Annotated in this window: 18 protein-coding genes; 11 read left to right on the plus strand and 7 right to left on the minus strand. The window is 52.7% G+C overall.

Annotated elements, in window-relative coordinates:
• Window positions 1-130: 130 nt before the first annotated feature.
• Window positions 131-706 (minus strand): molybdenum cofactor guanylyltransferase MobA, encoded by a 576-nt coding sequence (gene mobA, locus BTJ39_RS20985; protein ID WP_078004676.1) that lies wholly within the window; start codon window positions 704-706, stop codon window positions 131-133.
• A 59-nt stretch (window positions 707-765) separates the two neighbouring features.
• Here mobA and BTJ39_RS20990 point away from each other — a divergent pair, with 59 nt between their 5' ends.
• The 5 genes from BTJ39_RS20990 (at window position 766) to spfP (ending at window position 6307) form a co-directional block, all read left to right on the plus strand.
• Window positions 766-1035, plus strand: coding sequence for a YihD family protein (locus BTJ39_RS20990; RefSeq protein ID WP_078004677.1), 270 nt, complete (start codon window positions 766-768; stop codon window positions 1033-1035).
• A gap of 70 nt (window positions 1036-1105) precedes the next feature.
• On the plus strand, window positions 1106-2092 hold the full coding sequence (locus BTJ39_RS20995) for a serine/threonine protein kinase (RefSeq protein WP_078004678.1): 987 nt from the start codon (window positions 1106-1108) through the stop codon (window positions 2090-2092).
• 50 nt (window positions 2093-2142) lie between these two features.
• The gene (dsbA, locus tag BTJ39_RS21000; RefSeq protein ID WP_078004679.1) at window positions 2143-2772 is read left to right on the plus strand and encodes a thiol:disulfide interchange protein DsbA; all 630 of its coding nucleotides are present in this window, start codon (window positions 2143-2145) and stop codon (window positions 2770-2772) included.
• A 457-nt stretch (window positions 2773-3229) separates the two neighbouring features.
• Window positions 3230-6022 carry a DNA polymerase I gene (gene polA, locus BTJ39_RS21005; RefSeq protein ID WP_078004680.1) on the plus strand — a complete coding sequence of 931 codons (2793 nt, stop codon included), beginning with the start codon at window positions 3230-3232 and terminating at the stop codon, window positions 6020-6022.
• 237 nt (window positions 6023-6259) lie between these two features.
• Complete coding sequence (gene spfP, locus BTJ39_RS25545; RefSeq protein WP_071892919.1) at window positions 6260-6307, plus strand: small protein SpfP; 48 nt, start codon at window positions 6260-6262, stop codon at window positions 6305-6307.
• Between the two features lie 95 nt (window positions 6308-6402).
• Here spfP and yihA read toward each other — a convergent pair whose 3' ends face one another.
• Window positions 6403-7029, minus strand: coding sequence for a ribosome biogenesis GTP-binding protein YihA/YsxC (gene yihA, locus BTJ39_RS21010; protein WP_078004681.1), 627 nt, complete (start codon window positions 7027-7029; stop codon window positions 6403-6405).
• Between the two features lie 540 nt (window positions 7030-7569).
• On the opposite strand from yihA, the gene yihI reads away from it, so the two are divergent.
• Both yihI and hemN read left to right on the plus strand, forming a co-directional pair.
• On the plus strand, window positions 7570-8091 hold the full coding sequence (gene yihI / locus BTJ39_RS21015; protein ID WP_078004682.1) for a Der GTPase-activating protein YihI: 522 nt from the start codon (window positions 7570-7572) through the stop codon (window positions 8089-8091).
• Between the two features lie 237 nt (window positions 8092-8328).
• Entirely contained in the window at window positions 8329-9702 is a 1374-nt protein-coding gene (gene hemN, locus BTJ39_RS21025; protein WP_078004684.1) for an oxygen-independent coproporphyrinogen III oxidase, read from the plus strand.
• Between the two features lie 60 nt (window positions 9703-9762).
• Here the strand turns inward: hemN and BTJ39_RS24385 are convergent, their stop codons facing one another.
• The 4 genes from BTJ39_RS24385 to glnA all read right to left on the minus strand — a co-directional run bounded on the left by BTJ39_RS24385 (window position 9763) and on the right by glnA (window position 14099).
• Complete coding sequence (locus BTJ39_RS24385) at window positions 9763-9873, minus strand: YshB family small membrane protein (RefSeq protein ID WP_096777768.1); 111 nt, start codon at window positions 9871-9873, stop codon at window positions 9763-9765.
• Between the two features lie 110 nt (window positions 9874-9983).
• The gene (glnG, locus tag BTJ39_RS21030) at window positions 9984-11393 is read right to left on the minus strand and encodes a nitrogen regulation protein NR(I) (RefSeq protein ID WP_078004685.1); all 1410 of its coding nucleotides are present in this window, start codon (window positions 11391-11393) and stop codon (window positions 9984-9986) included.
• A gap of 8 nt (window positions 11394-11401) precedes the next feature.
• Complete coding sequence (glnL, locus tag BTJ39_RS21035; RefSeq protein ID WP_078004686.1) at window positions 11402-12451, minus strand: nitrogen regulation protein NR(II); 1050 nt, start codon at window positions 12449-12451, stop codon at window positions 11402-11404.
• Window positions 12452-12689: 238 nt separating this feature from the next.
• A complete protein-coding gene (gene glnA / locus BTJ39_RS21040; protein ID WP_078004687.1) occupies window positions 12690-14099 on the minus strand; it encodes a glutamate--ammonia ligase in 1410 nt (469 codons plus the stop codon).
• 435 nt (window positions 14100-14534) lie between these two features.
• On the opposite strand from glnA, the gene typA reads away from it, so the two are divergent.
• From typA to fabY, 4 genes are all read left to right on the plus strand, one after another.
• Window positions 14535-16358: a ribosome-dependent GTPase TypA gene (typA, locus tag BTJ39_RS21045; protein WP_078004688.1), complete on the plus strand. Its 1824-nt coding sequence runs from the start codon at window positions 14535-14537 to the stop codon at window positions 16356-16358.
• A 135-nt stretch (window positions 16359-16493) separates the two neighbouring features.
• Window positions 16494-17090, plus strand: a complete 597-nt coding sequence (gene yihX, locus BTJ39_RS21050; RefSeq protein ID WP_078004728.1) for a glucose-1-phosphatase — start codon at window positions 16494-16496, stop codon at window positions 17088-17090.
• A gap of 278 nt (window positions 17091-17368) precedes the next feature.
• Complete coding sequence (gene dtd, locus BTJ39_RS21055) at window positions 17369-17806, plus strand: D-aminoacyl-tRNA deacylase (RefSeq protein WP_078004689.1); 438 nt, start codon at window positions 17369-17371, stop codon at window positions 17804-17806.
• Between the two features lie 59 nt (window positions 17807-17865).
• The gene (gene fabY / locus BTJ39_RS21060) at window positions 17866-18798 is read left to right on the plus strand and encodes a fatty acid biosynthesis protein FabY (protein ID WP_078004690.1); all 933 of its coding nucleotides are present in this window, start codon (window positions 17866-17868) and stop codon (window positions 18796-18798) included.
• Between the two features lie 107 nt (window positions 18799-18905).
• On the opposite strand, the gene BTJ39_RS21065 is transcribed toward fabY, so the two are convergent.
• The gene (locus BTJ39_RS21065) at window positions 18906-20585 is read right to left on the minus strand and encodes an AsmA family protein (RefSeq protein ID WP_078004691.1); all 1680 of its coding nucleotides are present in this window, start codon (window positions 20583-20585) and stop codon (window positions 18906-18908) included.
• Window positions 20586-20739: the final 154 nt, after the last annotated feature.

A 20739-nucleotide genomic window follows, 5' to 3' on the forward strand; every position in this document is an offset into this window, starting at 1 on the left:
CGTAGCGCCGATGGTAGTGTGGGGTCTCCCCATGCGAGAGTAGGGAACTGCCAGGCATCATATAAAGAAGAAGCCCCGTGCGAAAGCGCGGGGCTTTTTTGCGTCTGCGGCGGAGCCTCCCCGGCGCGTATTACCCTTCGGGCAAATCCGCCGGGGTATTTATGTTGGCAAAACAGCGCTCTTCATCTTCCAGTAATACCCCATGGCCGCCGGCCTCCGTCAGAAACTGCATTAAACGACGTTTGCCGCCGGCAAGATAGACTTGTAAATCCGGACATAAAGCCGTGCTTAATATCGCCAGCGCCGGATGGTCGCGCTCACGGCTCTTTACCCAGACGGCTGGCGCAGCGCCTTTTTGCCGCCAGAGCCTGCCAGCCCAATCTATTGGTAACCAGGGCGTGTCACAGGGGGCGAATGCTACCCAGGGGGTGGTCACTACGCTGAGCACTGCCAGCATGCCTGCCAGAGGACCAGGGAAGCCATGTAAGCTATCAGTAATAACCGGCAGCCCGCTTTCGGCATAGCGATCAATATTTCGATTTGCATTTATCACTACACTGTCGAACTGAGGCTGCAAATTGCGCAGAACATGCTGATAAAGAGGGATATCTTGTAATAACAGTAAGCCTTTATCTTTCCCTCCCATACGGCTGCCCTGGCCTCCAGCCAAAAGTGCGCCGGTAATGGGCAAAATGTCGCTACGCATATATCCTCTTACCGGGCTGACTGCCCGCATTGTCTAACATCATGTCCCAGGAAAGTATCATGAAAAATCATCGACTCAATGAACTGATTGAACTTCTTCAGCCAGCCTGGCAAAGCGAGCCGGATCTTAATCTGATGCAATTTTTACAGAAACTGGCGCAGGAAGCAGGCTTTAATGCACCATTAGCAGAGCTGAGTGATGACGTATTGATTTACCATTTGAAAATGCGTAACTCCAGCAAAGACAGCATGATCCCAGGCTTACAAAAAGATTATGAAGACGATTTTAAAACGGCCCTGTTACGAGCTCGCGGCATTATCAAAGAGTAGCGCGGCCACATTAACGCCGCTTTAATGCTATGCTGTGCATCGATAATTTTCTCAAAGCTGGACATGCAGGATGACTGAACCCGCTTTTAATTTCTCCACGTTGGAGCCTGACGCCATTCTCGATGCACTGTGGAACAGCGGTATTCGCGTTGAGTCGGGACTGACGGCGCTGAACAGCTATGAAAACCGCGTTTATCAGTTCAGCGATGAAGATAAGCAGCGCTTTGTCGTTAAATTCTATCGCCCGCAGCGTTGGAGCGCGGCACAAATTCTTGAGGAACATCGGTTTGCCTGCGATTTGCAAAACGATGAGGTGCCGGTTGCCGCTCCGATCACGTTAAACAACAGCACGTTATTAACTCAAAATGGCTTTATGTTTGCGGTTTTCCCCAGTATGGGGGGCCGGCAGTATGAAACCGATAATCTTGATCAGCTGGAATGGGTCGGGCGCTATTTAGGGCGACTGCACCAGAGCGCAGGAAAGGCTGCCTTTCAGGTTCGCCCGCAAATTGATCTGCAGGAGTATATTTATGAGCCCCAGCAGCATCTTACGCAGTGTGAACTGATTCCTAAGGGGCTGAGAATTTCTTTTTCTGCGGCTCTGGAGCGGCTGATCGTAACTTTACAAAAGTGCTGGCATACTCAGTGGCGGCCGTTACGCCTCCACGGTGATTGTCATCCGGGCAATATTCTTTGGCGGGATGGGCCGCTATTTGTCGATCTGGATGATGCCCGTACGGGGCCGGCGATTCAGGATCTCTGGATGCTAATCAACGGCGATAAGCAGGAACAGCGTCTCCAGTGGGAGGTACTGCTTGAAGCCTATCAGGAGTTTAGTGAGTTCGACGTTAACGAATTAACACTGGTTGAACCTTTACGCGCCATGCGTATGGTTTATTATCTGGCGTGGGTTGCACGCCGTTGGCAGGATCCTGCTTTTCCCGGGAGCTTTCCCTGGATGACGGAAGAGGATTTCTGGCGCCGACAAATTGCACTATTTACTGAACAGGAAAGGCTGCTACGGGAACCACCTGTACGGCTGATACCGGATTTTTAGCAGGTAATATCTGTTAACCGATCGGGATAATATGAGGAGAGCATTTTTCCATGAAAAAGATTTTGTTTGCGCTGGCGGGCCTGGTCCTGGCTTTTAGCGTATCTGCAGCACCCTATAGCGAAGGCAAGCAATATGTCATGCTGGATAAGCCCGTTGCTGGTGAGCCCCACGTACTGGAGTTTTTCTCCTTCTTCTGCCCGCATTGCTATCAGTTTGAACGCATATGGCACGTAAATGAAGCGGTAGCAAAAAGCCTTCCCGCAGACGTCAAGCTGACCAGATACCACGTTGATTTCCTCGGCGGTGATTTAGGTCCGGTCGTAACCCATGCATGGGCTGTTGCTATGGCTTTAGGCGTGGAAGATAAGGTTACCGCGCCTCTGTTTGATGGCATTCAGAAAGATCAAACCATCACCGATGCTGCCAGCCTGAAAGCGGCCTTTATCAAAGCCGCGGGCATTACCTCGGAAGATTATGATGCCGCCTGGAATAGCTTTGCAGTCAAAGCGCTGGTTGCTCAGCAGCAAAAAGCGGCAGCTGACCTGAACCTGCGCGGCGTGCCGGCTATATTTGTTAACGGCAAATATATGGTCAACAACGGCGGGCTGGATACATCCTCTCAGGAAAATTACGTACAGGACTATGCTAATTTGATTAACTTCTTGTTAAAGAAACAGTAATCCAGGCATAAAATCTGTAGGTATGATCAACTGTGTCCCCACATGCCAGGCTTCTGGCAATTGGGGGCGCAGTTTTTTTATTTTAGGGGTAAACGAAGCCGGATTACTGCTGAAAATTCCGAAGATCATTCAATATTCAGGGAAATCTGTGGGGGTAGAAGGCTAAGAAAATAATTTATATCCACACTGGCATCATGCTCTTAACGTCGATAAACCAATTGCCGTATCACTTCAATTTATTGATTTATAACAATTTATGCATATTTATCTAATAAATATCTCTCAGATTTAAATAGCTTAGCAATTTTACGCACAAAGTTATCCACAGGACGATCTTACGTGATCCGCCGCAAATGCATTATTAGTTCAGGGTTAATTAAGCGGGTTACGTCGTCTTTAGCGGCGAGCTGTGGCATCCTTAGTGGTAAATTAGACAACGACTGAAGATGCTATAACAATGGCTAAAATCGCAGAAAATCCGCTTATTCTGGTCGACGGTTCATCCTACCTGTACCGTGCCTTTCATGCTTTTCCACCGTTAACCAACAGCGCAGGCGAGCCGACCGGCGCGATGTACGGCGTACTCAATATGCTGCGCAGTCTGCTTCAGCAGTATCAGCCTTCGCATGTGGCCGTGGTCTTTGACGCCAAAGGAAAAACCTTCCGCGATGAACTGTTTGAGCATTACAAATCTCATCGCCCGCCGATGCCTGACGATCTACGAGCGCAGATAGCGCCTTTGCATGACATGGTCAGAGCGATGGGGTTGCCCTTGTTGGCAGTCAGTGGCGTTGAGGCGGATGATGTAATCGGCACCCTGGCGCAGCAGGCGGAAAAGCAGGGGCGCCCGGTGTTAATCAGCACAGGCGATAAAGATATGGCGCAGTTGGTAACGCCGCATATCACGCTGATTAATACCATGAACAACGCCATTCTCGGCCCGGAGGAAGTGGTTGAAAAATACGGTATTCCACCTGAGCTGATCATTGATTTTCTGGCTCTGATGGGCGATTCCTCTGACAATATTCCCGGCGTCCCGGGGGTTGGGGAAAAGACCGCTCAGGCATTGCTTAACGGGCTTGGCGGTCTCGAGGCGCTGTATGCCGCTCTGGATAAAGTCGCCGATCTTGGCTTTCGCGGCGCTAAAACGATGGGCGCAAAGCTTGAACAAAATAAAGACGTCGCGTTCCTTTCTTATCAGCTGGCTACGATTAAAACTGACGTTGAGCTTGAGCTGACGCCGGATGAACTTACGGTCAATCCACCCGATGTGGAAGCGCTGGTGAAACTGTTTGGCCACTATGAGTTTAAGCGCTGGCTGAGCGATATTCAGGAAGGTGTATGGCTCCAGGGCAGGAAAAGCAATACGGCGAAACAAAAAGAGATTGCCGGGCAGCAGCAGGCTGCAGAGCCTGCAGAAGAGGCTGCCAGCGTGCTCTCATCCGATGGTTACGTCACTATTCTGGATGAAGAAACCTTTGCTGTCTGGCTGAAGAAATTAAGCAGCTGCGAGGTTTTTTCTTTCGATCTGGAAACTGACTCGCTGGATACGCTAAGCGCCAAAATCGTTGGTTTATCTTTTGCCGTTGCGCCAGGGGAAGCGGCTTATCTTCCCGTTGCTCATGACTACCTTGATGCGCCGCCGCAGCTGGACCGCGATGACGTGTTGGCGAAGCTAAAGCCGCTGCTGGAAGGGAAAAAGCCGGGAAAAATCGGGCAGAACCTGAAATACGATCGCGGCGTGCTGGAGAATTATGGCATTCAGCTATCCGGCATTGAATACGATACCATGCTGGAGTCTTATATGCTCAACAGCGTAGGCGGCAGGCATGATATGGACAGCCTGGCGCTACGCTGGTTGAATCATAAAACCGTCAGCTTTGAAGACATTGCCGGGAAAGGTAAAAACCAGCTGACCTTTAACCAGATAGCGCTCGAACAAGCAGCGCATTATGCCGCGGAAGATGCCGACGTAACCTTGCAACTGCATCTGAAGATGTGGCCTGCGCTGAAAGAAGAGAGCGGGCCAAAAAATGTTTTTGAAACTATCGAAATGCCGCTGCTTAACGTGCTTTCGCGCATTGAGCGAAACGGCGTGCTTATCGATCAGAAGATATTGTCTGAGCATTCAAAAGAGCTAACCAGCCGACTGGCAGAGCTTGAACAGCAGGCCCATGAGCTGGCCGGCGAACCTTTTAACCTGTCATCGCCTAAGCAGCTGCAAGCGATTTTGTTTGAAAAGCAGGGCATTAAACCCACTAAAAAAACGCCGGGCGGCGCGCCTTCGACCAGTGAAGAAGTGCTGGCGGAGCTGGCTCTTAACCATCCACTGCCGAAAGTTATTCTGGAGCATCGTGGTCTGTCAAAGCTGAAATCCACCTATACTGACAAACTTCCACTGATGATTAATCCGCAGTCCGGCCGTGTTCATACCTCGTATCATCAGGCGGTTACCGCGACCGGAAGACTCTCCTCGACCGATCCTAATCTGCAAAATATTCCGGTGCGTAACGATGAAGGTCGTCGCATCCGTCAGGCCTTTATCGCACCGCAGGGACATCGCATCCTCGCGGCAGACTATTCGCAGATAGAACTGCGGATAATGGCCCATCTGTCCCAGGATAAGGGGTTACTCAGCGCGTTTGCCGAGGGACAGGATATTCACAGAGCAACCGCCTCGGAGGTGTTTGGCGTTGCGCTGGATAAGGTGAGCGGGGAGCAGCGTCGCAGCGCTAAGGCGATTAACTTTGGTTTGATTTACGGAATGAGCGCCTTTGGTCTCTCCCGGCAGCTGAACATTGGCGCCGGGGAAGCGAAAAAGTATATGGACCTTTATTTTGACCGCTATCCCGGCGTGCTGAACTATATGGAAAGCACGCGTGCGTTGGCGGCGGAGAAAGGCTATGTGGAAACCCTTGAAGGGCGGCGTCTCTACCTGCCGGATATCACATCAGGCAACGCAATACGTCGCAAGGCTGCCGAGCGCGCGGCCATTAACGCTCCAATGCAGGGTACTGCTGCCGACATTATTAAACGCGCAATGATTGCCGTTGACGACTGGCTGTTGCAGGAAAAGCCAGCGGTGAAGATGATCATGCAGGTACACGATGAGCTGGTGTTTGAAGTTCAACAGGGCGAAATTGAAGCATCTTCAGTGCAGATTCGCCGCCTGATGGAGTCAAGTATGAAGCTTGATGTGCCGCTGCAGGTGGATATCGGCACGGGAGAGAACTGGGATAAAGCCCACTGAGCAACTGAGCAGAGCCTGGCGGCAATGCCTCAGCTGGTGCCCATCAGTGGGCCGCGAAGTCGGGTTAACTAACTGGTTAATGAAACAGCAGTTTTTTGGTAATTTAGCTACAACTACGGCGTCATATTGTGAGTTGGGTCTGGTAATTAGCCGTAATTGATGAAAATAAACTACAAAAAATGCTTTGTCGGTCAGAAAAAATCGGGTAAAGTTAATCGCGTAGGGTACAGAGGTAAGATGTTCTATCTTTCAGACCTTTTACTTCACGTAATCGGATTTGGCTGAATATTAGCCGCCCCAGTTGCTTAGGTAACTGGGGCGTTTTTTATTGGCTGGAAAGCCATGCTCGCTGATATTTTTGAGCATGGTTACAGGAAGGGTTACTCTGCGGCAGGGCGATCGTCATCTGCGGCGGCAAACCAGCTATCAAGCTTGAGACGCAGCTTATCTACCCCGATTTTCTTCAGTGACGAAAACATCTCAATCTGCACATCGCCCATAAAAGCCAGCGCCGCTTCTCTTACCATATTCAGCTGGTTTTTACGCGCCCCTGACGCCAGCTTATCCGCTTTGGTCAGCAGCACCAGCACCGGTATTTCGCTATCTACGGCCCATTCAATCATCTGCTGATCCAGATCTTTCATTGGATGACGAATGTCCATCAATACGACCAGGCCCCGCAGGCAGGCCCGTTTTTCCAGGTATTCACCCAGCGCGCGCTGCCATTTGAGCTTCATCTCTTCAGGCACTTCCGCATAGCCGTACCCTGGCAAGTCGACCAGCCGTTTACCTTCGGTAACTTCAAACAGGTTGATAAGCTGCGTGCGCCCCGGTGTTTTACTGGTGCGGGCAAGGCTTTTTTGATTGGTCAGAGTATTTAGTGCGCTTGATTTGCCGGCGTTAGATCGCCCGGCAAAGGCCACTTCTGTTCCGGTATCGGAAGGAAGATGGCGAATATCCGGCGCGCTGGTGACAAATCGGGTAACGTGATAATTCCAGGCTGACACAATTGATACTCCAGATTAGACTTTGCGGGAATTATACCGGGAAAGCTTGAGAAGTTCTTCTTAACTCACGTTGACAGTTTCTTGTGAGATATTTGCCATAAAATATGCAAGCTTAAACTGTATTTTTATCCTGGGCAGACTATAAAAAATTTTAAAAAACAATCAAGTATAACATTTATGCATAATTGAATAAAAATTTCGCAAGTTACTATCTTGAGACTTTGACTGGTTAGTCTACATTTAATCTCGTGCTCTGGAAGAACACCATCAGGAGGATGCGCTCAGGGAGCTTCAGGATGATGAAGAGCAGGGAAGGGACAAGTTTCCGGAGGAAACATAAGGAAAGGACGCAGCTCAGGAGAGCGACAGGCAAACGGATAAACCGGGACGTTGTATGCTAACATGGATGCTGACAAGGTCAGCCCTTCTGCGGAAGGTGCGAAAAAAGGCGACAGGGTGACCTGCCGCCTTTTTTCTTTATGCACTTTCTGCTAGATTCCGCGGCAATCCCTTGAGGAAACTATCGCTGAGACAAATATCATGAAGCAACCCGCACGCACTTCTTCAGGCAATAAAACCAAACGTAAGACGCGTGAAACGCTGAACCAGGAAGCGCGCGATCGTAAGCGCGACAAGAAGCATCGCGGTAACGCTGCGGGTAGCCGCGGCAATCCGGATGTGCAGTCACAAAAAGGGACAAGCGGCGCTAAGCCAAAAGATCCGCGCATCGGCAGTAAAACGCCGGTTCCGCTCGGATCTGGCGCTCAGGCTACCAGGAGCAATCCAGCGGGTAAATCGGTGCTGCCGGAGGCGCCGCCAAAAGCCACGATGCCACCGCAAGAAGAGCTGGCAATGCTGGAAAATGACGAGCGCCTGGATACGCTGCTCGATCGGCTGGAGAATGGCGACTCGCTCAGCGGTGAAGATCAGGTCTGGCTGGACCAGACGTTAGATCGCATCGACACCCTGATGGAGCAGCTGGGCATTGCTCTGGATGACGGCGATCAAGATGAGAGCGCGGAAGAAGATATGTACCGGTTACTGAAAGGCGGACACTCCTGATGGCTTAAGCGTGATCCAGCGCAAGATAGCTGCGGCGTGCTTTACGGTGATATCTGATGATTTTTTGGCCTGGATCAATAATCGGTATAATTCTGGCGTGTTACCTCGGCTGGCTATTAGTTAAACTTTTCCGACTGATGCGCCTGAAAACACGCCTGCGTCTTCGCACCTCATCGCAGCATCTCAAACGAGGGTCAGGCTTGCATCTTCGTGAACCACGCCAGAGGGAGAAACGCCATGAGCACGCCGGAGATTGAATGGGATCAGGCGCTGATCGAAAAATATAACGCCTCAGGGCCGCGCTATACATCCTATCCGACGGCGCTGGATTTTAATGACAGCTGGCAAGAGCCCGCTTTTCGCGTGGCGGCAAATCGCTATCCTGCGCGGCCGCTGTCCCTCTATTTGCATATCCCGTTTTGTCACCGGCTTTGCTATTTTTGCGGCTGTAATAAGCAGATTACTCGCCAGCAGCACAAAGCTGAGGCTTATCTACAAACGTTATTCAAAGAAATTAAAGCGCGCGCAGCGTTGTTCCGTCAGCGTAAGGTTACCCAGATGCACTGGGGCGGCGGTACGCCAACCTTTTTAACCGCCGACCAGATACAGCGCCTGATGTCGCTGCTGCGCGCTGAGTTTGATTTTGCCAGCGACGCGGAGATCTCCATTGAAATCGACCCCCGCGAAATCCCGCTGGAGATGATTGACCATCTGCGCGAGCAGGGTTTTAACCGCCTTAGCATGGGCGTTCAGGATTTTAATAAGACGGTGCAGGAACGGGTAAACCGGGTGCAGGATGAAGCGTTTATCTTCTCTTTAGTCGAGCGCGCCCGACTTACGGGGTTCAGCTCGACCAGCATTGACTTAATTTACGGGCTGCCGATGCAAACGCCGGAGAGCTTTGCTTTTACCCTGCAACGCGTGCTGGCGCTCCATCCGGATCGGCTGAGCGTATTTAATTATGCTCACCTGCCGTCACTATTTGCCGCCCAGCGTAAGATTCGTGAGGCGGAGCTACCATCCGCCGGCGATAAGCTGGCGATTTTACAGCAAACGATTAAGACGCTCTGCGGGGCGGGCTACCAGTTTATCGGTATGGACCACTTTGCGTTGCCTGGCGATGAGCTGGCGCAGGCGCAGCGCCGCGGTGAGCTGCATCGTAACTTTCAGGGATATACGACTCAGGGTGACTGCGATCTGCTGGGGATGGGGGTTTCCGCCATTAGTATGATTGGCGACAGCTACGGTCAGAATGATAAAGAGCTGCGCCAGTGGGCGGCGCTGGTCGAGACGCAAGGCAGCGCCATCTGCCGTGGTCTGGATCTTAACGACGACGATCGCCTGCGTCGCGAGGTGATCAAATCGCTGATTTGTAACTTCTCTCTCGATTTTAGCCAGCTTAACCAGCTCTGGGGCATTGATGCGGAAAGCTACTTTGCCGAGGAACTGGCAAGGCTGGCGCCAATGGTCGCTGATGGTCTGGTTGAGCGTTCGGTGCTGGGGCTGACGGTAACGGCGAAAGGGCGATTGCTGATCCGCAATATCTGTATGTGCTTCGATCGCTGGCTACAGCGTAAGCTGCAGCAGCGCCAGTATTCGCGGGTAATCTGACGTCTGATAACGTTAAAAGTAAACGAAGCGCCCGGCGTATTTAACCGGGCGTTTTGCATTTCAGCTAAAAAAGCTGAACATCGCCGCGCACAGGATCGCGACAAAAGCAGTCTGCGGCGTATGGGTATGCTGCGATGCCTGTGACAGAAGATGAAAAATAGTTTCAAACATAGTTATTCCCCCGAAAGCCGTCGGGAATGATACTCAACGTTGCCGCTATGTAAAGCGCGAAATAATTGCAATTTGATGAAAACATCCTTGTGCAATTGAGGTATATGCCCCTATTCCATACCAAGTTCTTTCAGCTTACGGGTTAAGGTATTTCTCCCCCAGCCAAGCAGCCTTGCGGCTTCCTGCTTATGACCCTGGGTATGGCGCAGCGCGGTGGTTAGCAGCGTGCGCTCCATCTCCGGCTGCGCTTCAGATAGCAGGTTTTGATGACCGGAACGCAATGCCCGATCGGCCCACTGGGCCAGCAGTGTCGCCCAGCTATCCGGTAGCGATTGCACCGGACTGTCCGGCGTGGCGCTTTCAAACAGCTCGCCGGGCAGATCCTGAATCAGCACCTCCTGGCCGGCGGCCATTACCGTCAGCCAGCGACAGGTATTTTCCAGCTGGCGCACGTTACCGGACCAGTGCAGTCGTGTCAGAGCGACCTCGGTTTCCGGATGGAGGATTTTGGCCTCTACCCCTAATTCCTGAGCGGCAATCTGGAGAAAATAGCGCGCCAGGCGGGGAATATCTTCACGGCGCTCACGCAGTGGCGGCAAATGGATACGGATTACGTTTAAGCGGTGAAAGAGATCCTCGCGAAACTTCCCTTCCTGAACGCGCAATTCCAGGTTCTGGTGGGTTGCGGCAATGATACGCACGTCTACTTTTACCGGCGCGTAGCCGCCGACGCGATAAAACTGGCCGTCAGCCAGCACCCGCAGCAGGCGGGTCTGCACGTCGAGCGGCATGTCACCGATTTCATCAAGAAACAGCGTGCCGCCATCAGCCTGCTCAAAACGGCCCTGACGGATTTGGTTGGCGCCGGTAAAAGCCCCTTTCTCGTGGCCAAACAGTTCGGACTCAATAAGATCTTTGGGGATGGCCGCCATATTCAGGGCGATAAACGGCGACTTCGCGCGCGGGCTGTGGCGGTGCAGCGCGTGCGCCACCAGCTCCTTACCGGTGCCGGACTCGCCGTTAATTAGTACGCTAATTGAAGAGCGCGATAGCCGTCCAATAATACGGAACACATCCTGCATCGCCGGCGCTTCGCCGATGATATCGGCCGTCGGGCCGTTTACCGGCTGGTTACGCGGCTGCTGCTGTTCCTGATAATGGCTGATAGCGCGCTCGACCAGCGCCACGGCCTCGTCAATATCAAAGGGTTTTGGCAGGTAATCAAATGCCCCTTGCTGATAGGCGCTCACTGCCGCATCAAGGTCGGAATGGGCGGTCATAATGATGACCGGCAGCATCGGATGACGCTGTTTTATTTGCTTCAGCAACGCCAGGCCGTCCATACCCGGCATGCGAATATCCGACAGTAAAACGTCCGGGGTCTTGCTTGCCAGCGCATCCAGCACTTCATTTGCGCTTTCATAGGTCGCGCAGTTTAAACCGGCTCCGGTGAGCGCACGCTCAAGCACCCAGCGGATGGAGCTATCGTCATCGACGATCCAGACTATCCCTCGTTGCATAGAGACCTCTATTTACGAATCGGCAGATAAATGGAGAATTCGGTATTGCCAGGCCAGCTGTTAAATTCAATTTTTCCTGAATGCTGATCGATAAGGCTACGGGCAATAGACAGGCCAAGTCCGGTCCCGCCTTCGCGGCCGCTGACCATCGGATAAAACAACGTATCCTGTAGCTGCGCTGGAATGCCCGGCCCATCATCAACAACATCAATCCGTGCCACCAGACGATAGCGCACGCCGTGCAGCGTTAGCTGGAATGCGGTACGGGTACGCAGCGTGATGGTGCCACCGGCTTCACCCAGCGCTTGCATGGCGTTACGCACAATATTTAAAACGACCTGCTCAATCTGGTCCGGATCGTGGGGCAGCTCCGGCAGGCTGGGATCGTAATCGCGTACCAGGGTGATATTGTCAGGCAATTCCATCGAGACCAGATTAACTACCCGCTCTGCAACCTGATGGATGCTCTGGGTTACGTGCATTCCCGGCTGCTGCGGTCCAAGCAATCGGTCAACCAGGTTTCTCAGCCGGTCCGCCTGTTCAATAATGACCTGGGTATATTCAGTTAGCGCTCGATCCGGCAACGCCTTTGCCAGTAGCTGCGCCGCGCCGCGCAGCCCACCAAGCGGATTTTTAATTTCATGGGCCAGCCCGCGCACCAGATCGCGGGCGGCAACCTGCTGGGCGTGTTGTATCTGTTCCTGACTCAGGCGCCGTTGGTTATCCATCGGCGCCATTTCCAGCAGGATCAGGCCATCGGGCAGGCGCTGGGCGGTTAACGACATAATGTGCGCGCGGCTGTCGACCACCAGCGTTACTTCGCTATCGGTAAAGCCCTGACCGGCGGCCAGGCTTTCTCGCATCACGTCGATATTCAGGGATAAATAACCCGTTAGCTCCGGCAGCGGGGTGCCAAAGAGCTTGCGCGAGCTTTGCGCCAGCAATTGCTGTGCAGCCGGATTGGCGTAGTGAATCACCAGATCGTCGTCGAGCAGCAAAATGCTGTTAATAAGAGAGTTGAGAATCTGCCCAGCATCGGGCTGCGTGCCAGTTGCCATTCAGTCTTTCCCTGCACTGTTTTAGTGCATTATAGTGGTTTTACCCAAATATCATCATCTCTGATGATGAATTCGCGGAGAAAAAAGCCCATCCGAAGATGGGCTGAAAGTTTCCACGGCAACAAAAAATCTTCCACGCCTTTTGCATCACAACCTCGCTGGCGGTCTTCTTGCTAATCTGACGACCAGCGGGTCGATTGAAGATCGCAACGCTTGTGGAATCTAAAAACTTACTCAATCAGACGCTGTAGTACAGTTCAAACTCAACCGGGTGCGGCGTCATGCGAACGCGATCAATGTCCGTTTTGCGCAGTTCGATATAAGCATCAATGGTGTCGTCGGTGAACACGCCGCCGCGGGTCAGGAATTCGCGGTCTTCGTTCAGGCAGTTCAGCGCCTCTTCCAGCGAGCCGGCCACTTTTGGAATTTCGGCCTCTTCTTCCGGCGGCAGATCGTAAAGGTTTTTGTCCATCGCATCGCCAGGATGGATTTTATTGATGATGCCGTCGAGGCCAGCCATCAACAGCGCGGCAAATGCCAGGTACGGGTTAGCTGCCGGATCCGGGAAGCGCGCTTCAATACGGCGAGCTTTCGGGCTGGCAACGACGGGAATACGGATAGAAGCCGAGCGGTTACGGGCTGAATAAGCCAGCATTACCGGCGCTTCATAGCCAGGCACCAGACGCTTGTAAGAGTTGGTGGTCGGGTTGGTCAGCGCGTTAATGGCTTTCGCATGTTTAATGATGCCGCCGATATAGAACAGCGCAGTTTCTGACAGGCCGCCGTATTTATCGCCGGAGAACAGGTTGTTGCCATCTTTTGCCAGCGACATATGGCAGTGCATGCCGGAACCGTTATCGCCGAACATCGGCTTAGGCATAAAGGTTGCGGTTTTACCGTAGGCGTGGGCAACGTTATGCACTACGTATTTGTAGATCTGAATTTCGTCCGCTTTTTTCACCATGGTGTTAAAGCGAGTGGCCACTTCGTTCTGGCCGGCTGTCGCCACTTCATGGTGATGCGCTTCAACCACCAGGCCCATCTGCTCCATAGTCAGAGACATGGCTGAGCGTATATCCTGTGCTGAGTCAACCGGGGGAACCGGGAAGTAACCGCCTTTAAGCGACGGGCGGTGGCCTTTGTTGCCGCCTTCATATTCTTTACCGGTGTTCCAGGCGGCTTCGATATCATCAATGGTAACGTGAGAGCCAGCGGTGCTGCTGCCGAAACGCACATCATCAAAAATAAAGAATTCAGGCTCAGGTCCGAAAAGCACGGTATCGGCAATGCCAGAAGAGCGCAGAAAATCTTCAGCGCGCTTAGCGATGGAGCGTGGGTCGCGGTCGTAGCCCTGCATGGTGCCTGGCTCAAGAATGTCACAGCGGATAATTAAGGTTGAATCTTCAAAGAAAGGATCCAGGACCGCAGTCGTTGCGTCAGGCATCAGAACCATATCGGACTCATTAATGCCTTTCCAGCCGCCGATGGACGAACCGTCAAACATTTTGCCTTCTTCGAAGAAGTCGGCATTCACCTGGTGAGCAGGAATGGTTACGTGCTGCTCTTTACCTTTGGTATCGGTAAAACGCAGGTCGACAAACTTGACTTCGTGCTCGTTCATCATCGACAGAACGTTTTCAGCGGACATACTTATAATCTCCTGGATTTTTCATTGTCGTAGTAAGAGAGCCTTTTATACTTTGCACATAGCGATTCTGTGCCCAATAAAGATAGTAAGGATCTCTGACAAGCTATCAACCGTTGTGGAAACAGATGTTTTTTGCTTAAACAGGTTAAAGCGAAATCTATGCCAACTTTTTTATTTGGTGCAAAAAGCGCTATGATGCGCGCTCCCGTGAGTCGCCGACTGCACCAGGATTGAACTGTAGCACTAAAATAGTGCGTCTGGTGCGGGGTGTGCACTACGTTGGTGCAAAAAGAAGTATGGAGTATCGATTTCAGCAGGTTCCATGGCGCGTCATGGGGCAGGCAGGAATTGTTAGATGAATTTTGTGATCTCCGTTCAGTATTCCGCTTAATCCGTGTACAATAACGCGCTATTTCTAATGCCTGAGGCAAAGTTGTGATCGAAAAATTGCGTAACATCGCCATTATTGCGCACGTTGACCATGGAAAAACCACTCTGGTCGATAAGTTGCTGCAGCAGTCCGGTACTTTTGATGCCCGTACTGAAGCAACCGAACGCGTAATGGACTCCAACGATTTGGAGAAAGAGCGTGGTATTACCATTCTCGCTAAAAATACTGCCATCAAGTGGAATGACTACCGCATCAACATCGTTGATACCCCCGGGCACGCCGACTTTGGCGGCGAGGTTGAGCGCGTAATGTCGATGGTTGACTCCGTTTTGCTGGTTGTTGACGCAATGGACGGTCCAATGCCGCAGACCCGTTTCGTCACCAAAAAGGCATTTGCCTACGGCCTCAAGCCGATCGTCGTGGTCAACAAAGTTGACCGTCCCGGCGCGCGTCCTGACTGGGTTGTCGATCAGGTTTTCGATCTGTTCGTTAATCTGGATGCCACCGACGAGCAGCTGGACTTCCCGATTATTTATGCCTCTGCTCTGCAAGGCATTGCCGGTACCGATCATACCGATATGGGCAGCGATATGACCGCGCTCTATCAGGCGATTGTTGACCATGTTCCGGCACCGGATGTCGATCTGGATGGGTCGCTGCAAATGCAGATCTCCCAGCTGGACTATAACAATTATCTGGGCGTTATCGGTATCGGGCGTATCAAACGCGGTAAAGTTAAGCCTAACCAACAGGTTACGGTTATCGACCGCGAAGGTAAAACCCGTAATGGCAAGGTCGGTAAAGTGCTGGGCCATCTGGGTCTTGAGCGTATTGACACCGATCTGGCTGAGGCGGGCGATATTGTCGCTATTACCGGTTTGGGCGAGCTGAATATCTCCGACACCATCTGCGATCCGCAGAATGTTGAAGCGCTGACCGCGCTGAGCGTCGATGAGCCGACCGTTTCCATGTACTTCTGCGTTAATACCTCACCGTTCTGCGGTAAAGAAGGTAAATATGTTACCTCGCGTCAGATCCTTGAGCGTCTGAATAAAGAGCTGGTACATAACGTGGCGCTGCGCGTGGAAGAAACTGACGATGCAGATGCATTCCGCGTTTCTGGTCGCGGCGAGCTGCACCTTTCGGTGTTGATCGAAAACATGCGTCGTGAAGGCTTCGAGCTGGCGGTATCCCGTCCGAAGGTTATCTTCCGCGAAATTGACGGCCGCAAGCAGGAGCCGTTTGAAAACGTCACGCTGGACGTTGAAGAGCAGCACCAGGGCTCGGTAATGCAGGCGCTGGGCGAGCGTAAAGGCGACCTGAAGAACATGAACCCGGACGGCAAAGGCCGCGTTCGCCTGGACTACGTTATTCCCAGCCGTGGCTTAATCGGCTTCCGTAATGAGTTCATGACTATGACCTCTGGTACCGGTTTGCTGTACTCCACCTTTAGCCACTACGACGACATACGTGCCGGTGAAGTTGGCCAGCGTCTTAACGGCGTGCTGATCTCCAACGGTCAGGGTAAAGCGGTGGCATTTGCGCTGTTCAGCCTGCAGGATCGCGGCAAGCTGTTCCTTGGTCACGGTGCGGAAGTTTATGAAGGCCAGATTATTGGTATTCACAGCCGTTCTAACGATTTGACCGTTAACTGCCTGACCGGTAAAAAACTGACTAACATGCGTGCTTCTGGTACGGATGAAGCGGTTATTCTGGTTCCGCCGGTAAGAATGAGCCTTGAGCAGGCGCTGGAATTTATTGATGACGACGAGCTGGTGGAAGTTACCCCTGCCTCAATTCGCATCCGTAAGCGCCATCTGACCGAAAACGATCGTAAGCGCGCCATGCGCGGCAGCAAAGAAGCCTGATTTGTTGTCAATCACGCACAGGGGGCCGGTTTTTACCGGCCCTTTTTACATGCGTCATATTTAACTTTGCGCTCTGTTCAGCCCTTCATTTTACCGCTAGAGTGAATAGTCACAGGAACGCAAAAGGGTATGACTATGCTGTATATCTTTGATTTAGGTAATGTCATTGTTGATATTGACTTCAACCGCGTGCTGGGAGTCTGGAGTGACCTTGGCCGGGTGCCGCTGGCTTTGCTGCAAAAGCGTTTCTCAATGGAGGAGAGTTTTCATCAGCACGAGCGGGGAGAGATTAGCGATGAACAGTTTGCCGCCGAGCTTGGCCAGCAGCTGGGACTGGCGCTAAGTTTTGAGCAGTTTACCGCAGGCTGGCAGGCCATTTTTGTTGGGGTGCGTCCTGAGGTTATCTCGCTAATGAATCAGCTGCGTCAGCGCGGTGAGCGAGTGGTGGTGCTGTCGAATACTAACCAGCTACACTGCGGTTTCTGGCCCACTGAGTATCCGGAAGTGCAGCAGGCGGCAGATAAAATTTATCTTTCGCAGGAAATGGGGATGCGTAAACCGGAAGCGCGTATCTATCAGCAAGTGCTGGATGAAGAAGGCTTTACGCCCGACCAGACGATCTTTTTTGATGACAATGCTGACAATATTGAAGGCGCGCGCAAGCTCGGTATCAACGTTGTGCATGTCACCGATGCCAGCGTTATACCCGATTATTTAGCCAGTCGCCTGTAAACATCTCTGCTGCGGCGCGCGACAGCAGCGCGCCGCAGCAGACAACCGCGCGATGATTTTTATGTCCTTTAACTTATGGCGTTCCAATAATAACTTCCCCCGCCATTTCGCGTGAACTTAGCGCTCCGGGGTTTTATCGCCTTGCGTTGGGCATTTTCACCGGGAAATTATCAGCCGGCTGAAGCGCCACGCAGTACGTGGGGATTTGAGCACTGTTCAGGGCCAAAATGGCAAATAAAATAGCCTGATGGGACAGGCACTAAGCAGGGAAAATAATTATGATTGCATTAATTCAGCGCACGCGTAGCGCGAGCGTGACGGTCGACGGAGAGACCCTTGGCAAAATAGCATCCGGCTTGCTGATCCTGCTCGGCGTTGAGAAGGGCGATAGCGAACAGAAGGCTGAGCGTTTGTGTGAGCGAGTCCTGGGCTATCGTATCTTTAGCGATGAAAACGAAAAAATGAATCTTAACGTGCAGCAGGCCGGCGGTTCGGTGCTGGTTGTATCTCAGTTCACGTTAGCTGCCGATACCCAAAAAGGTATGCGCCCGAGTTTTTCCGGCGGTGCTGAACCGACCGAAGCGGAGCGACTGTATAACTATTTTGTCGCCTGCTGCCGTCAGCGTGGAATCGGCACTGAAACCGGGCGTTTCGCCGCTGATATGCAGGTTGCGTTGGTTAATGATGGGCCGGTTACCTTCTGGTTGCAGGTGTGAGGCAGTTAGCCGCAGGGCAGGTAAAAAACCTGGCAGGCTCAGACAGAGAGAAACATTTTATGTACCATCTTCGTGTGCCCGAAACGGCGGAAGAACTGGAGGCTTATTATCAGTTCCGCTGGGAAATGTTACGCAAGCCGCTACGCCAGCCAAGAGGCTCCGAACGGGAGGCCTGGGATGCGCTGGCGCATCATCAGATGGTGGTCGATGAGCATAATGAGCCGGTTGCGATTGGCCGCCTGTATATTAATGGCGATAATGAAGCCTCAATTCGCTTTCTGGCGGTTCATCCATCGGTGCAGGGTAAGGGGCTTGGTACCCTGGTTGCCATGACCCTGGAGTCGGTTGCCCGCCAGGAAGGCGTCAAGCGAGTAACCTGCAGCGCACGTGAAGATGCCGTCGAGTTTTTTGCCAAGCTGGGTTATATCAACGAAGGTGAAATTACCGCGCCGCAGACCACGCCGGTGCGCCATTTTTTGATGGTGAAACCGGTGGTGACGCTGGATGATATCCTGCATCGCGGCGACTGGTGCGGACAGCTGCAGCAAGCCTGGTACGACCATATTCCTCTGAGTGAAAAAATGGGCGTACGTATTCTGCAGTACACCGGGCAGAAGTTTGTTACCACCATGCCTGAAACCGGCAACCAGAATCCTCATCATACGCTTTTTGCCGGCAGCCAGTTTTCGCTGGCGACGTTGACCGGCTGGGGATTGATTTGGTTACTGCTGCGCGAGCGACATCTTGGGGGAACCATTATTCTGGCTGATGCGCATATCCGCTACAGTAAGCCCATTAGCGGGCGCCCTGGCGCAATAGCCGACCTCGGCTCGTTAAGTGGCGATCTTGACCGACTGGCACGCGGACGTAAAGCCAGGGTTCAGCTGGAAGTGGAGCTGTACGGCAACGATGAATGTGGTGCCGTGTTCGAAGGCGTTTATCTGGTTCTGCCAGCCGACCCTGACGATCCGCTGGAGCCGCCGATCCAGTAATCGCCGTCACGGCTGGCGATTAGCCGGTCAATCTGCGGATGCGGTGATTTCACCGCATCCGCGCGCGTAGCAACGCCAGACTCCGGCCTTTAACTCCTCATATAGATCTACTGGGCGCGTACCACGCCTTTGCTCATGGTCTGGTTGATGGTTTTATCATCCTGGCTGGCTGACAAGGTGCCGCTGGCGCTTTGCGAAAGTGGCTCACCTGCTGCCAGGCTGGCGCTCAAATCGAGGCTCAGGTTGCCATCACCCCGCAGAGGAAGCGCTGGCCAGCCCCAGTTAACCAGTTCATCCAGCGGTACGCCGCGACCGCTAAGGCGTAGTGACAGCTGGCGCTGCGGCGTCTGGGTCAGAATAGCTTTCGCTTCCAGCAAGCCCTTCTGCGCAAAGGCGCTCATTTCAGTTACGTTAATCTGACTGTCGTTAGCCGTTAGCGCGATGGAAGGGTGGCGAATATCAACCCGGTTAAAGGTGGCCTCTGCCGCGTTGAAGCTGAGCGTGCCGCCCCAGATCCCCCACTGACGATCTTTCGCCAGCAGCAGGCTATTGCCATTGCCTTCCAGCGCGGTCATCTGGAATGGGAAGTCCGGATTGATATCAATAATCAGGTTGTTGTTGGCGCTGAAATGGCTGATTTCAACGCTTTCCAGCCATGAAGGTAGCGGTTTCATCCAGATTTCCCGCCAATCAACCGGCAGGGTGTATTCCAGTCCGGCAAAAGCTAAATCATTCAGCGTCAGCTTCTTATCACTGCGGCTCCAGCTGCCTGCTGCGCGAATCAGGCCGTTCACCCAGCGCGAGCTAAACTGCGTCAGGTTAATGCCCTGCGGTGAAAAGGTCATATTGATGATCGGATCGTTAAGTAACAATCCTCCTTTCACAAAGCTACTGGCATTAAGCGACAGCGAGCCATCATCGCTCTGCCAGTCACCGTTATGTAGCGTCAGGTCTTTAAGCGAAAAATTAAGGTCGCTGGCCGCCCAGTTCGGCCCCTGCAAGCGGGCGCCGGTGACGTCAAGACGGTCGATATGTAATGAAGGCAGCGCAAAAATCGGCGCGAAAAATGCGCTCAGGCTGCGGGTCGTCTGGAAACGCAGGCTGCTTAGCTGCAGGCGGGAAACGTTCCAGTTGCCCTCCGCATCGCGCTCGGCGCTGCCGGTGAGGCTGCCGCGAGCAACGTCGGCACCGACATTGCTGAGTATCAAGCGGTTGTTTGCCAGCTTGCCCTGCACCAGCAGGTTAGTGCCATCAATGCCCGCCAGATTCAGAGAGCCGGCGCTGAACTGAAAGTTGGCATCGTCGCCGATAAAGTTGCCCGCCCTGGGGTGCCACGGTGAAACCGCGCCTGTTACTTTTTCAGCCTTGAGTGGTAAAACAAACTGTGGGCTGTTTACCGCCATCTGCGTCAGCTGAAGCTGTTCGGCGCTGAGTGGCAAAGTGGCGCTTTTTTCGCTGATATTCAGTGAGCCCTGATCGAGACGAATTGCCGCGAAGTGCAAAGGATTGCTGAACTGAATCAAGCCAAGCCCGAGATCAACCTGTTTCGCTACCAGCGTCGGCGTTTGTCCTTTGCGCCCGAAGGTCACATCGTCGAGCAGCAGATGGGAAGGCGAGGAAAAGTTATGCTCCATCTTACTCAAACTTAGCTGGTAACTGGTGTTGTTGCTAATGGTACGGCCGATCCAACTTGCGCCCCAGCGGGTTTGCAGCAGGATATACAGCGCCAGCAGCACCAGCAAAAACAGTATCAGCAGCGTCAGTAACGCTTTTCCAAAGAATTTCATGTGTCCTTCCCTTCGAAACTCAGACAAGGCTCTGTTATGCCTGATTTTTTATTGATGCTCAATGGCAGTAAGCTGAAATCAGGCGTAGAGAAAGCACCCAGGCTTCAGCATACCTGAACGTCAGGGTGACACAACCCTGATTGTGGCAGCATGG

The sequence above is a fragment of the Izhakiella australiensis genome (assembly GCF_002006995.1).
Lineage (GTDB): Bacteria > Pseudomonadota > Gammaproteobacteria > Enterobacterales > Enterobacteriaceae > Izhakiella > Izhakiella australiensis.